At 66.1% G+C, this 13,443-nt stretch carries 13 protein-coding genes and 1 pseudogene; 4 read left to right on the top strand and 10 right to left on the bottom strand.

The annotated features are described in order from the left end of the window. The first annotated feature begins 85 nt into the window (after nt 1-85). Nucleotides 86-952 carry a pantoate--beta-alanine ligase gene (gene panC / locus BN1313_RS08685; protein ID WP_091739157.1) on the top strand — a complete coding sequence of 289 codons (867 nt, stop codon included), beginning with the start codon at nt 86-88 and terminating at the stop codon, nt 950-952. Nucleotides 953-1,037: 85 nt separating this feature from the next. Here panC and BN1313_RS08680 read toward each other — a convergent pair whose 3' ends face one another. Genes BN1313_RS08680 through BN1313_RS08665 form a run of 4 tightly spaced genes read right to left on the bottom strand, consistent with a single transcriptional unit; the run spans nt 1,038 to nt 3,621 of the window. Next, nucleotides 1,038-1,556, bottom strand: coding sequence for a hypothetical protein (locus BN1313_RS08680; protein WP_091739154.1), 519 nt, complete (start codon nt 1,554-1,556; stop codon nt 1,038-1,040). A gap of 57 nt (nt 1,557-1,613) precedes the next feature. Further along, the gene (locus tag BN1313_RS08675; RefSeq protein ID WP_091739151.1) at nt 1,614-2,306 is read right to left on the bottom strand and encodes a hypothetical protein; all 693 of its coding nucleotides are present in this window, start codon (nt 2,304-2,306) and stop codon (nt 1,614-1,616) included. A 20-nt stretch (nt 2,307-2,326) separates the two neighbouring features. After that, nucleotides 2,327-2,737, bottom strand: coding sequence for a DUF1489 family protein (locus tag BN1313_RS08670; RefSeq protein WP_091739149.1), 411 nt, complete (start codon nt 2,735-2,737; stop codon nt 2,327-2,329). Nucleotides 2,738-2,784: 47 nt separating this feature from the next. Next, on the bottom strand, nt 2,785-3,621 hold the full coding sequence (locus BN1313_RS08665; protein WP_091739146.1) for an enoyl-CoA hydratase-related protein: 837 nt from the start codon (nt 3,619-3,621) through the stop codon (nt 2,785-2,787). A 93-nt stretch (nt 3,622-3,714) separates the two neighbouring features. Between BN1313_RS08665 and BN1313_RS16550 the strand changes: the two genes are divergently transcribed. Next, a complete protein-coding gene (locus tag BN1313_RS16550; RefSeq protein ID WP_176695948.1) occupies nt 3,715-3,867 on the top strand; it encodes a hypothetical protein in 153 nt (50 codons plus the stop codon). Between the two features lie 103 nt (nt 3,868-3,970). Here the strand turns inward: BN1313_RS16550 and BN1313_RS08660 are convergent, their stop codons facing one another. After that, nucleotides 3,971-4,756, bottom strand: a complete 786-nt coding sequence (locus BN1313_RS08660) for an SDR family NAD(P)-dependent oxidoreductase (protein ID WP_004213209.1) — start codon at nt 4,754-4,756, stop codon at nt 3,971-3,973. After that, on the bottom strand, nt 4,753-5,304 hold the full coding sequence (locus BN1313_RS08655; RefSeq protein WP_004213210.1) for a recombinase family protein: 552 nt from the start codon (nt 5,302-5,304) through the stop codon (nt 4,753-4,755). Before BN1313_RS08655 ends, BN1313_RS08660 begins: the two co-directional genes overlap by 4 nt. 139 nt (nt 5,305-5,443) lie before the next feature. Here BN1313_RS08655 and BN1313_RS08650 point away from each other — a divergent pair, with 139 nt between their 5' ends. Beyond that, nucleotides 5,444-8,401, top strand: coding sequence for a Tn3 family transposase (locus BN1313_RS08650; RefSeq protein ID WP_031286087.1), 2,958 nt, complete (start codon nt 5,444-5,446; stop codon nt 8,399-8,401). A 57-nt stretch (nt 8,402-8,458) separates the two neighbouring features. Beyond that, nucleotides 8,459-10,099 (top strand): annotated as a pseudogene (locus BN1313_RS08645) (patatin-like phospholipase family protein); the annotation flags it as partial. 245 nt (nt 10,100-10,344) lie between these two features. Here BN1313_RS08645 and BN1313_RS08640 read toward each other — a convergent pair. From BN1313_RS08640 to BN1313_RS08625, 4 genes are all read right to left on the bottom strand, one after another. Continuing rightward, a complete protein-coding gene (locus tag BN1313_RS08640; protein WP_091739140.1) occupies nt 10,345-10,908 on the bottom strand; it encodes a ClpP family protease in 564 nt (187 codons plus the stop codon). Continuing rightward, entirely contained in the window at nt 10,905-11,600 is a 696-nt protein-coding gene (locus BN1313_RS08635; RefSeq protein WP_218054336.1) for a cysteine hydrolase family protein, read from the bottom strand. The genes BN1313_RS08640 and BN1313_RS08635 overlap by 4 nt, the downstream gene beginning before the upstream one ends. Nucleotides 11,601-11,764: 164 nt before the next feature. Beyond that, complete coding sequence (locus BN1313_RS08630; RefSeq protein ID WP_218054335.1) at nt 11,765-12,202, bottom strand: DUF3574 domain-containing protein; 438 nt, start codon at nt 12,200-12,202, stop codon at nt 11,765-11,767. A 13-nt stretch (nt 12,203-12,215) separates the two neighbouring features. Next, entirely contained in the window at nt 12,216-13,382 is a 1,167-nt protein-coding gene (locus tag BN1313_RS08625; RefSeq protein ID WP_091739134.1) for an acyl-CoA dehydrogenase family protein, read from the bottom strand. Between the last annotated feature and the right edge of the window lie 61 nt (nt 13,383-13,443).

Genomic DNA, 13,443 nt, shown 5'->3' with positions numbered 1-13,443 from the left:
ATTAACCCTGACAGGTGAGCGCGCGCAGGCCCGCCCCGTCAACGCGACCGTTGCCGCCGCCTGTGGATAGACCGATAAGGCGGCGATGTCCGAGAGCCCTCTCCCCATTCCCGTCGCCCGCACCGTCGCCCAGGTTCGCGAGACCGTCCACGCGTGGCGCGCCGGCGGCGAGCGGGTGGCGCTGGTCCCGACCATGGGGGCGCTGCACGCCGGGCACATCTCGCTGATCACACTGGCGCGGACCCAGGCCGAGCGGGTGGTGGCGAGCGTTTTCGTCAACCCGACGCAGTTCGGGCCGAACGAGGACTTCGCCGCCTATCCGCGCGACGAGGCCGGCGACGCGGCGAAGCTGGCGGAAGCCGGCTGCGACCTGATGTTCGCCCCGACGGTGGAGGAGGTCTATCCGGCGGGCGCGGCGACCATTGTCCATGTCTCCGGCGTATCCGAGCCGCTGGATGGGGCGGCGCGGCCGGGTCACTTCGACGGCGTGGCGACGGTGGTCAGCAAGCTCTTCAACATGGTGGGACCGGACGTCGCCGTCTTTGGCGAGAAGGACTACCAGCAGCTGCAGGTGATCCGGCGGTTCACGGCGGACCTGAACCTGCCGGTGGAGATCGTCGGCGCGCCAACCTTGCGGGCGGAGGATGGCTTGGCCCTTTCTTCGCGCAATGCGTACCTGACGGCGGCGGAACGGGCGGTGGCGCCGGCGCTGCAACAGACCTTGCGACGCGCGGCGGAGCGGCTGCGGGCGGGGGATCGGGTCGATGAGGTCGAGACCGAAGCCCTGGGGACCTTGCGCGCGGCGGGTTTTGGTCCGGTGGACTATGTCGAGGCCCGTGGCGCGGGCGACCTGGCGCGGCTGGGGCCTGGGCCGCTAGGAGGCGAGCCCGCACGGCTGCTGGCCGCGGCGCGGCTGGGCCGGACGCGGTTGATCGACAATCTGGCGGTGTAGGCGGCGCAGGTCCCGAAGAGGACGACCAAGGATCGGCGGTTCCGGCCCTCAGCTTGGGCCCCGGCTTTCGCCGGGATAAGCGGGGTCAGGACGGCGTGGGCCTGGGGTCGGGGACGTCCAGGGTCAGGTGTTCGGGAAGGCCAAGCTTCTGGCGCAGGACGGCGGTCCATTGGACAGCCGAGATGCTGTCAAAACCGTCGTTGAGGGCGGCTTCCGCGAGGGCGAGGTCGAGGGCGGCCTCGAAGGCGTCGCTGTCCTCGCCTTCGCATTCCTGTTCGATGGAGCGGCGGACCGCAGCGCGGACGGCCTCGATGCGGTCGTCGTGCTGACGCTGGCGGGCCGCGCCGTGGACGGAAAAGCCGACATAGCGATCGGCGCGCGCGGCGCGGGCGTCGTCACGGTCGTGACGATCGAGCTTTTCACAGAGGTCGATGGACAGGCGCACCGAGCGGGCGACGCGCTCATAGGCCTGGGTCAGTTCGATCGTCTGCTCGACGCTTTCAGCCGCAAGGGCCTTCTCAGCAATGCTGCGGGCGAGCGCCATGGCGGTGTCGGCCAGTTCGGCGACGATCTGTTTGTGATGCTCGCGGCGGGCGTTCGACATGAGAACAAATGTAGAACATTTAGGCCTAGGTCGTCAACCTAATAAGTTCACTCGGTATCATTCCACGCTGGTCCCAAACGCGCTCGGGGCCCGCCGCTTTGCGCTCATCGAGTCTTGCAGGTAGCTGTTGTAACAGGCGTTCGCATCAATCAAGGGCCGTCCGGAGTCGACACATTCCCTGATGTCGACAGTGGTCTGCGCAAGCGCCAACATACGGAGGTGCGCAGCACGGAACTCCTTACTTCGAGTGAGTGCGATATTGTTCTGGGAAGCCGCCGTGGAAAGCATCGTGCAAACGGGCCCGTGTATGGCCCGCACCGTCACCATAAAGCTCGCAGTAGACCATTCCTGAAAGTCTCCGATCGGCAAATCCATAATCGCCTGATCATTCGCCGCCACGCGAGGTGCGGAGGGAACAAGCCACTCCGCTGGCTTCCTGATCGATAGGCGAAGGTGATTGCAGGAGTCCTTGAGCAGCGTATGCAAGGCCAACAATTGTCGGCGCTCTAATTCAACTCTCTGCTGGTCGCGGCTGGCGACAAGCATCTGTTGGGCAAATTCGCGGTCTCGCCTCTGCAGCCAGAAGCCAAGCGCTGCGGTGCCGATGATCGCTGCAACGCTTCCCCAAGCCTGCACCCAGGCAGCGAAATCGGCGCTTGTTGTCACCGGCGGAACTGCCGGCCGCCAGAAGACGGCCAAACCAAGGAATATCGCACCAACAATCGCAACGACCGATTGCCAATAGTTCATAGCTTCACGCTGAGCTCCGCTCACCAGGCACCGATTTCCCGCAGCTGCCGCGCCAGTTCCGGCGGGGCGTCGCCGAAGCCGTCGACGCCGAGGTCGGGCGGGGCGTCGGTCTCGGTGAGGTAACGCCAGCCCTGGAAGGCGCGGCGGGGGGTGGGGGCGACCAGGATCAGCTCAGGGTCCAGCGTGACGATGCAGCGGCTGTTGGGCCCTTCGCCGACGGTCTTGATGTCGGTGATCGTCTGGCGGCAGAGGATCGCGCCCTTGAAGACGCGATAGAGGGAGCCGCCGTCGACCATCTCCGGCGCGCGCTTGGGCGTCTGGCGGGTCTGCATGGTCCAGGGCCGCTTGCCGCCGGCCTCCGCGGCCTTCCAGGCCACGAGATCCTCAACCGTGTCGCAGCCGACGCAGAGCTTGATCATGTGCAAGGGCATGGGCCCCTGGTTAGGCCGGGTCGCCAGACGCGTCTAGGGGCTGCGCCTTACAGCGCCCAACTGGGCTTCCGCCTCTCCAGAAACGCGCGGACGCCCTCCTGGCCGTCGACGCTGACGCGAGCCCTGGCGATCTTGCGCGAGGTCTCTTCAACAAGATGGTGGTCGATGCGCCGGCCGGCGACGGCGGAGACCTCAGCCTTGGCCTCGGCGACGGCGGAGGGGGCGTTCTCGCGCTGGGCCGTGGCGATGCGCTGGGCCGCCGCGCCCAGGGCGGCGGCGTCGGGGACCACTTCGGTCACCAGGCCCAGGCGGTGGGCGGTCTCGGCGTCGAAGACTTCTGCGGTGGCGAACAGGCGCCGGGCGGCGCGGGCGCCGATGGCCTCCACGACATAGGGGCTGATCGTCGCCGGAATCAAGCCGAGGCGCACCTCCGAGAAGCACAGCTTGGTGTCAGCCGTGGCGATGGCGACGTCGCAGGCGCAGGCCAGTCCCGCCCCGCCGCCATAGGCTGCGCCGTGCAGCAGAGTCACGGTGAGCTGCGGCAGCTCATAGAGGGCCTGAAGCATGCGGCCGAGGGTGAGCGCGTCGTCGCGGTTGTCGGACTCCGACATGTCGAGGCCGGCGCGCATCCATTCGAGGTCGCCGCCGGCGCAGAAGACCGCGCCCTCCCCGGCCAGAAACACGACGCGGACGTGTTCCGCGCCGCGCAAGGTTTCGAAGGCGTCGGTCAAGGCCGCTATGAGCGCTGCGTTCAGCGCGTTCCGCCGGGCCGGCCGCTTCAGCGTCAGGGTCACTGCGCCGTCATGGGTCGCCTCGATGCGCAGCAGTTCGCTGTCGGCGGTGTCGGGCTCGACCACCAGAGGATCGACGATTGGGTTGCTCATTGGTCACGTCTCCTACGCCGCCGCCTGCAAGAGACTGGACCAGCGAGCCGCGGTCCAGTTCAAAATCCCGCCGACGCCGTTTAGGGTCGCCGGGTGGACGACCATCCTGAGATTCCTGACGATTCGGCGCTCAAGCGGCTGTTCCGGCGTAAGGACATCCAGGCTGAGCTGACCTGGTTCGCCCTGGCGGGCGGGCAGACGCTCTATTCGACGGGCGACCCGGCCGACCAGCTGTACCTGGGGTGACTACACGAAAGTGACGTATCTGCACGCTAAGGGCGAACAAATCCGGTACGATGCCAGCAGATGCTATTCGCAGGCTTTCCTGCCCCTTTTATGTGGTGCCGCCCTACGGGCGCCGATATGGGAGGGCGGCAATCCGATTGACCAACGATCGAGGTAGAACCCTGCTCGCCAAATATGTGAGCTGGTTGCCCATCCCCGGTATGGCGAAGGATTGCCGATAAACCAGAGCGTGGACTGCATGGGCCGCGCACCGGTCAACGTCCATCAAACCCAACCTCCCCCACTTCAAATCGCTGAGGGCAGCCATGTCTGTGTCGATTCCACCGGGTGCAAAAGATCCAACACTCACTCCCGTCCCGGCAAGCTCCACGGAAAGCGCTCGCATGAGGGTGCTCACATAGGCTTTCGACGCGCCGTAGACCGCTTGGAAGGGCACGGATGTTTCGCCCGCCAGGCTCGACACGGCGATTACTGAGGATTCAAACGGCTGCTCCCTGAAAATCGCAATCAGGCGAGCCAGCAAATCCGTGAAACCGAGTATGTTTGTTTCAATTACCTCGGCATAAGTGTCGGCACGGCCTGCATCAAATGAACCAACGCTCGTCATTCCGGCAACCAACAAAGCGGCTGTTACTTGCAATTCTGCAACCTTAGCCGCGATTTTCTCCCTGCCCTCGATTTCACGTTGATCAGCCACTATAATCTCGCACGGCACATTGAACCGCTCGTCAATTTCGGTCTGTAGCTCCCGCAAGTTGTCGAGCCTTCGTCCAACAATCAGGGGCTTGGCCTGGTACGATGCCGCCAAGCGGAGGGCGGACGCTCTGCCCAAACCGGTCGAAGCCCCTGTGACCAGCACCCACGAGTTCTTGATCGCCAGCGGTTTCACGCGTTTTCCAGAGCCTTGTATAGGGCGGTTTTGCCGATCTTGAGCCGGGCCGCCGCCTCACGAACAGTGAGGCCCGCTGCGATATGCGCCCGCGCTTTACGTAGTTTGTCGGGGGTAACGACAGGCCGGCGACCACCCTTGTTGCCCCGCTCGCGTGCGGCCTTGAGGCCGGCATGAGTGCGTTCACGGATCAGGTCACGCTCGAATTGGGCCAGCGAGCCGAAGATGTTGAACACCAGCATGCCGCCCGAAGTGGTGGTGTCGATATTCTCGGTGAGTGAGCGGAACCCGATGCCGCGCGCCGCAAGCTCGCCGACCTTCTCGATCAGGTGGCTCATCGAGCGGCCGAGGCGGTCGAGTTTCCAGACCACCAGCGTGTCGCCGGGGCGCAAATAGGCGAGCGCTTCGGTTAGGCCAGGCCGATCGGCTTTTGCCCCGGATGCGTGATCGTCGAATATACGGTCGCACCCGGCAGTGTTCAGCGCGTCAAGCTGGAGCGACAGCTTCTGGTCTGCGGTCGAGACGCGCGCATAGCCGATCAGCGCCACATGATGCCCGATCCTGTCCGTTTTCCCGTCATTATGCGATCTTGTCCGAATCGCCGTTACAGGTCCAGAGTTAACGGACATATTCCTGTTGGCCGCCAGAGGACCGTCTGACGGACACGCAAAGCGAAGGAGATGATGCTTGGCGAGACGGCGACTGGTGAGCCTGGAAATCTGGGCGAGGCATTATGGCGCGCCGCTCGATGAGCGCGAGATCGCGCGTCATTATACGCTGACCAGCGACGACCTGGAAATTGTCGGCCGCCGTCGCGGCGATGCCACCCGGCTCGGCTATGCGATGCTCATGCTATATATGAGATGGCCTGGCCGTGCGCTGGAAGCGGGCGAAGTCCCGCCCGCTCCTGTGCTCGCCTATGTGGCGCAGCAACTCGGCGTCGCGCCGGCAGCCTTCGCGGATTATGCCCATCGGGACCAGACCCGTCGCGAGCATCTCGTCGAAATCCGACGATCGCACGGGTTCAGGATTTTTGACCGCAACGCTTTCCGTGAAGTTGTCGCCTTCTCGGTCCCAATCGCGCAGACCATCATACACCCCGGCCAGATGGCAGACGTCATCGTCGATGAACTCCGGCGCCTGCAGATCCTCCTGCCTTCTCCGTCGATTCTCGAAGCGGTGCTGCGGCGGGCGCGCCAGCAAGCCGAACAGCTTACCTATGAAGTGCTCACGAATGGCCTGCTGCCTGACACCCTTCAGGGCCTGGACGATTTGCTGGCCCGACGACCGGGGCAGGTCGCGACATGGCTATCCTGGATGCGCAATGCGCCACAATCGCCGGCAGCGCGCAACATCCTGCGCCTGATCGAACGGCTCGCCTATATCCGCGCGCTGGGCCTCGATCGCGCCCGTGCCGACATGATCCCGGCTTTGACTTTTGACAGGCTGGCGGACGAAGGCAGCCGCATCACACCCCAGCACCTTGGCGAACTCAATGCCCTGCGCCGCCATGCGACGCTGGCGGCAACCGGCATCCGGCTTGAGGAAAGCCTGACCGACGCCACCCTGACGATGTTCGACAAGCTGTTGGGCAGCATGGCGCGCCGCGCCGAGAACCGGACCCGCGACAAAGCCCTCAAGACGGTGCGCGAGTTGCAAGGCCACCTCCGGACGCTCACGGGGTCTTGCCGCCTCCTCATCGACGCGCGCAGCAAGGGCGTGGATTCTCTGGCGCAGATCGAGGCGCTGGACTGGCAGCACTTCGCCGTGGCCGTCGAGCAGGCCGAAGTGCTCGGGCGACCGGAAACCGTCGATCGCACCGCCGAATTGATCGAGCGGCATCGGACGGTGAAGCTCTTTGTCGGCGCTTTTCTCAACGCCTTCGAGTTTCGCGGCGCCGGCGCGGTTCAGGGGCTCCTGTCAGCGCTGGCCATCATCGCGGAGCTATATCGGACCGGCAAACGGCGCTTGCCTGATCGCGTGCCGCTACGCTTTGTGCCGCCCGCATGGCGCCCGTTCGTCCTGCGGGATGGCATCGTTGATCGTGCCGCTTATGAACTATGCGCCTTGTCGCAACTACGCGAGCGGTTGCGAGCCGGGGATATATGGGTCGCGGGAAGCCGGCAGTTTCGCGATTTCGACAGCTATCTCATACCGCCGGCGACCTTTGCGGCGCTGCGCGAGAAGGGGCCGTTGCCGCTCGCCATCGAAACGGATTTCGAGCGCCATATCGAGGAACGGCGCACCAGGCTCGACACGGCGATCGAGCAGGTAACGGTCCTTGCACGGCAAGGGGAGCTGCCCCAGGTTAAGCTTGACGAAAACGGTCTCATCATCTCGCCGCTGAAGGCGGCAACACCGCCCGCCACCGAGATTGCCCGTCGCGCCGCCTATGATCGACTGCCGCGCGTGAAGATCACCGATCTTCTGCTGGAGGTCGATGCCTGGACCGGGTTCAGCGAATGCTTCATCCATCGTCGTTCGGGCCGGGAAGCCGACGATCGCAATGCGCTGCTCACGGTCATCCTCGCCGATGGCATCAATCTCGGCCTCACACGCATGGCGGAAACCTGCCGGGGCGCAAGTCTGCGTCAGCTCGCCCATCTTCACGACTGGCACATCAGCGAAGCCGCCTATGGCGAAGCGTTGGGAAGGCTGATCGACGCCCATCGCGCCATGCCGCTCGCCGCGCTGTGGGGAGACGGCACCACTTCGTCGAGCGACGGACAGCAATTTCATGCCGGGGGCCGTGGGGCCGCGATCGGCGACATCAACGCGCGCAGCGGCAACGAACCAGGCGTTGCCTTCTACACCCATGTCTCGGATCGATATGACCCCTTCGCAAGTCGGGTGATCGCGGCGACCGCTGGCGAAGCGCCCTATGTGCTGGATGGCTTGCTGTATCACCAGACCGGCCTGACGATCGAGGAGCACTACACCGATACGGGCGGGGCATCGGACCATGTGTTCGGCCTCATGCCCTTCTTCGGCTACCGCTTCGCGCCGCGCCTGCGCGACATCAAGGAGCGTCGTTTACACCTCCTTCCCGGCCAAGAATCCGGCCCCTTGCTTGCCGGCATGACGGCCGAACCGATCGCATTGGGTCATGTCGCGGCGCATTGGGACGAACTGCTGCGGTTCGCCACGTCGATCCGCACCGGCACCGTCACTGCTTCGGCAATGCTGCGCCGCTTGTCCGCCTATCCGCGACAGAACGGACTGGCCCTCGCACTACGCGAGCTGGGCCGCCTCGAACGCTCCATTTTCATGCTCGACTGGCTGCGCGACATCGACCTGCGCCGGCGCACCCAGGCGGGCCTCAACAAAGGCGAAGCCCGCAACGCGCTCGCCCGCGCGCTCTTCTTCAACCAGCTCGGCGAACTGCGCGATCGTCGGTTCGAGAACCAGACCTATCGCGCCTCCGGCCTCAACCTGCTCGTCGCCGCCATCATCTTGTGGAACACTCGCTATCTCGAAATGGCGCTGGCGGACATCGGCACAGCCGACGAAATCGCACGCCACATCGCGCCATTGGGCTGGGAGCATATCTCGCTGACCGGTGACTATAGCTGGAATGTTGAAGATCAACCCGATCCGGACGCCTTGCGACCGCTGCGCGCCGTCAACTCCCTACTTGCCGCGTGACGTTCGCTATCCGTTCGCCCTTTCCGTGCAGATACGTCACTTTCGTGTAGTCACCCCTACCTGCTGTGCGCCGGCCGGCTGGGCGTGTTTCGTCGCGACGAGGGCCAGGCGCCACACTTCCTGGGTGTGGTGCGGCCCGGCGAACCCGTAGGCGAGATGGCGCTGATCGCCGGCGCCCCGCACTCGGCGGAGGTGGTCGCTCTGCGCGATTCCGAACTGGTCGCCCTGCCGCGCGACGTCTTTCTGCAGGCGGCGGACGACGACGGGGCGGTGATGGTCGAGCTTGCGCGGCTGATGATCCTGCGCACGCGGCAGTCGGCGAACCAGGCGCCGACGGGGGAGCCCTCGGTGTTCGGCTTCGTCGCCTTCGAGGGGACCGGGCCGATCCGGCCGCTGGTCGAGCAGGTGAAGCTGGAGATCGTCCGGCTGGGATATTCTGTGGTGACGGCCGGGGCGGAAGCCGCAGGCGCCGGGGCGCGATGGTTCAGCGAGATCGAGCATGACCACGACTTCGTCCTCTATGTCGCCGAGGCCGATGAGTCGGGCTGGAGCCACATGGTCGGCCGCCAGGTGGACCGTCTGTTCCGCGTGGGACGCGGCGACCGGGATGCGCCGGCCGCGACGACCGATGCGGTTTCTGAGACGGCGGCGGCCCAGGCGCTGGTCGACCTGATTCTGCTGCAGCCGCGGGACGTGGCCGCGCCGCGGGGCTCTGCGGCGTGGTTGGCGGCGGCGCACGCCGCGCGGCTGTTCCACCTGCGCGAGGGCGAGGATCGCGATGTGCAGCGGTTGGCCCGGATCATCGCCGGCCAATCGGTCGGGCTTGTGCTGTCCGGCGGCGGCGCCCGGGCCTACGCCCACATCGGCGCCGTGATGGCCATGCGGGCGCGCGGCGTGCCGATCGACTTTGTCGGCGGGGTGTCGATGGGGGCGATCGTCGGGGCCGGCGTCGCCATGGGTTGGGATGATGCGGAGATGGAGACCCGGATCCGCGACGCGTTCGTCACCTCCAACCCACTCGACGACATCGCCCTGCCGCTGATCGCCATGACACGGGGCAAGAAGGTGGAGACGCGGCTGGTGCGCCATTTCGGCGAGGCGGAAATCGCCGACCTGTGGCTGCCGTTCTTCTGCCTGTCGTCGAACCTGACGACCGGCGCCTATCAGCTGCACCGGAGCGGGCGACTGCGGGATGCGCTGCGGGCCTCGATCTCGCTCCCAGGCGTGCTGCCGCCGGCGACCGATGGCGACAATGTGCTCGTGGATGGCGCGGTTCTGAAGAACTTCCCGGCCGATATCATGCGCGCGAGCCAGCTGGGCCCGGTGGTGGGCGTCGATGTGGGCAGCGCGCGCAGCATCACCGCCAAGGACGTGGCCCGGCCCGAATCGGTATGGCGCTGGCTGTGGTCCGGGCAATGGCGCAAGGGCCCGCCAATCGTCTCGCTGCTGATGCGGACCGCCACGGTCTCGTCCGACCGGGACGCTTCGGCGGCGCAAGCGGCGGCGGACCTGCTCATCCTTCCGGACGTGACCAAGACGGAAATCCGCGACTGGAGCGCCTATGAGCCCGCAGTGAAGGCCGGCTACGAGGCGACCATCGCGGCGCTCGATCAGCTCAGCCAGCCGGTGCAGGCCCTGAGGCGGCGCAAGAGCCTGGCGGAGATCGCACAAGCTGGCGCTCAAAATACAGGCGGCTGACTTTTGCGTACGGAAAAGCCGTTGCGGATCAGCAAGAACGGCCCATATTCAAGATCCTGTTCAACAGCTGAAAGGAGGTGACCCAGTGTCTCATAGCAATGGCCTTAGCGCGGTAGCCGCGACCTGGACCTCAGCGAATGAGGTCTGCGCCTAAGCCTCTTTTAGGCAAGGGTTCGGCGCCGCTCTGCGGTCCGACTATGGAAGGGCCGTCCCAGTCATGGGGCGGCCCTTCGCATATCTGGAGTTTAGAGAACCTCTTCGACCAGGCCGAGGGTCTTGGCTTCGTGGGCCTCAATGTACCAGTTGGAGGGCGCGCGGCGGATGACCTCCTCCAGGGTGACGTTCGAGCCGCGGACCAGGTTCTCGAAGCCTTCGTTCTGGATCTCGATGGAGCCGTGGATTTCGGCCAGCGCGGCCTCGACGCCGGCGACGCAGGTGGTGAGCGGCCCGTCGATGCGCAGCGTCTTGGTGAGCCGGCGCTCATGGACCATCAGCCGGGCGCCGCGGGTCAGGTAGCGATTGGGCCGGGCGAAGAAGCTCATGAACGTCGTTCCGGCGGAATAGATCGCGGCCTTCCCCAAGAAGACGAAGCGGCGCTCGGGTTCGAGGTCGCTATGGAAGCGGACATCCTCGCCCATCATGCGGGCGACCTCGGGATCACCGCCCAGGGTGGAAAGTTCGACGACCACGAGGCCGGTCCTGGGCGCGGCGCCCAACTGCACGCGGAAGGCCTTGTACATGTCGTAGTCGACCGGCCCGGAGAGCAGGATCGCCGGCGGGGAGAAGTCTTTTGCGGTGAGCGGCGTCACGGGGCTTCCTTGGCTTTGTCGATCCAGGATCGAAGGTCGCGGTCGCCGGCGGGCCGGGTGTCCGCGCCCATGGCCTTGCGCATGATCTCCAGCGCCCAGTCGCGATGCTGCGGGCTGGAACTGGCGACAGCGTCGGCGGGAACCCAGAGGTCGTAGGCCCGCATGTGGGCGTCGGCGGCGGTGAAGAGCACGCAGATGTCGGCCGCGAGGCCAGTCATGACGAGACGGCTGACGCCCAGTCTGGGCAGGAGCACCTGGAGGGTCGTGGCGTAAAAGCCAGAGACGGCCGGCTTGATGACGAAATAGTCGTGGTCACGCGGCGCAAGACGCTCGACCAGATCAGCGCCCCCCTGGGCGCGGCAATGCGCGACGATGTGCGAGCGCTCGGCGCGCCACTCGCCGTAGTTGTCGTTCACGTAGATGACGGGGACGCCAAGCGCGTCCGCCTGGTCGCGCAGGCGCGCCACGACACCGGCCGCCTTCAGGGCTGGCGCGCGCAGGGCCTCCGCGCCGTCGAAGTCCAGAGCGTTGATCATATCGACGACCAGCAGGCCGGCGCCGCCCGGCGCGCAGCCTTTGATCCCAGCGTTGTCAGCGTCCGTCTGGCCCATTGCTGGCCCGGTAACGCCAGCAAGCCCGGGCCGTTCCGCGGCCAGGACGGGCCGATCGATGGGCGGCGACTGGCCAGACATGAAGAAGCCCCGGCGCCATCTTCTTGCCGCACTTAAATTTAGGCGGCTTCCCATTGTGAAGCTTGTTCAGTGAAAACTGAACATGTTCGAAGGCAGCGAAAACCTATGCTGATCTGGCCCCGGCCCGCGGAACCTTGGCGTTCAAATCGCGCTCGAGGGCCCGACTAGAACGAGACGCACGCCGGCTGGGTGACCACCAACACCGACTCCTGAGCGAAGCGCTGCTTATAGGCGGCGCGCGCTGCGTCGATACGACGCTCCGCATCCGGCCGATCTCTCAGCACGATCATGACCACCTTGGCCGCTTCGCGGATGAGTCGGCTTTCTTCGCCGCGCCACTGCCCGCCCCCGTCGAGGACGGTGAGGCCGTCGGGAAACCGCGGGGTCAGTTCATTGTCCATGAAATCGCGGAACTGGGCGTCGGTGACGTCCGGCTTGCCGCCGATGCTACGGCCGAAGAACAGCTGGGCGGTGCGCAGGCGCTCCTGGCCGACAGAGCAGGTCAGCGCCGCCGCCTGGGGCGCGGGCGCATGCGCGCACCCCGCGAGCCCCAGCAGGGCCACGACGCCCGCGAGCATCCAGCCGGCCTTGGTTTGCGACATGCCCCTCCCCTCCTCAGGTCCCGATCAGCTCACGGCCGATCAGAAAGCGGCGGATTTCGTTGGTGCCGGCGCCGATGTCGTAGAGCTTGGCGTCGCGCATCAGGCGCTCCACCGGATAGTCGCGGGTATAGCCGGCGCCGCCCAGGGCCTGGATCGCCTCCAGCGACACACGCACCGCGCTTTCGCTGGCCATGAGAATCGCGCCGGCGGCGTCGAATCGTGTGGTGAGGCCCGAATCGCAGGCGCGCGCGACGGCGTAGACATAGGCGCGGGCGGCGTTCAGCGCGACGTACATGTCGGCGATCTTGCCCTGCATCAGCTGGAATCCGCCGATCGGGCGGCCGAACTGCCTGCGCTCTCGGACATAGGGCAGGACGACGTCCAGGCAGGCCTGCATGATGCCGAGCGGGCCGCCGGCCAGGACCGTGCGCTCATAGTCGAGTCCGCTCATCAGGACACCGGCGCCGCCGTTCACAGGGCCCAGGACGTTGGCGTCGGGCACGAAGCAGTCCTCAAACACCAGTTCGCCGGTGTCGGAGCCGCGCATCCCCATCTTGTCGAGCTTCTGGCCGACGGAGAAGCCGGCGAACCCCTTCTCGACCAGGAAGGCGGTGACGCCCTTCGCGCCAGCCTCCGGGCCGGTCCTGGCGTAAACCACCAAGACGTCTGCGTGCGGCGCGTTAGTGATCCAGAACTTGGTCCCGGTGAGACGCCAGCCGCCGTCCACGCGGGCCGCGGCCAGACGCATGGAGATGACGTCGGAGCCGGAGCCGGCCTCGCTCATGGCGAGCGCGCCGACATGTTCGCCGCTGATCAGGGCGGGCAGATAGCGTCGCTTCTGCTCGCCGGAGCCCCAGCGGCGGATCTGATTCACGCAGAGGTTGGAGTGGGCGCCGTAGGACAGGCCGACCGAGGCGGAGGCGCGGGAGATCTCCTCCATCGCCACGACGTGTTCGAGATAGCCCATGCCGAGGCCGCCGAACTCCTCCTCGACTGTAATTCCGTGGAGACCGAGCTCGCCCATCTGCGGCCATAGCTGGCGCGGAAAAGCGTTGTCGGCGTCGATCTGCGCGGCGAGCGGCGCGATGCGATCAGCGGCGAAGCGGCGCGCGGTTTCACGCACGGCGTCGGCGCTCTCACCGAGGCCAAATTCGAGGGAGGGACCGTCAGCCGGGATCATGGGCGAAGGCGTAAGGCATTTCACGACGAGAGGGAATTGCACCCGTGGGCGCAGCGTTCCG

It is taken from the genome of Phenylobacterium immobile (ATCC 35973), assembly GCF_001375595.1.
Lineage (GTDB): Bacteria > Pseudomonadota > Alphaproteobacteria > Caulobacterales > Caulobacteraceae > Phenylobacterium > Phenylobacterium immobile.
The sequence above is the reverse complement of the archived record's forward strand: the minus strand, read 5'-3'. Positions and strand labels throughout refer to the sequence as shown.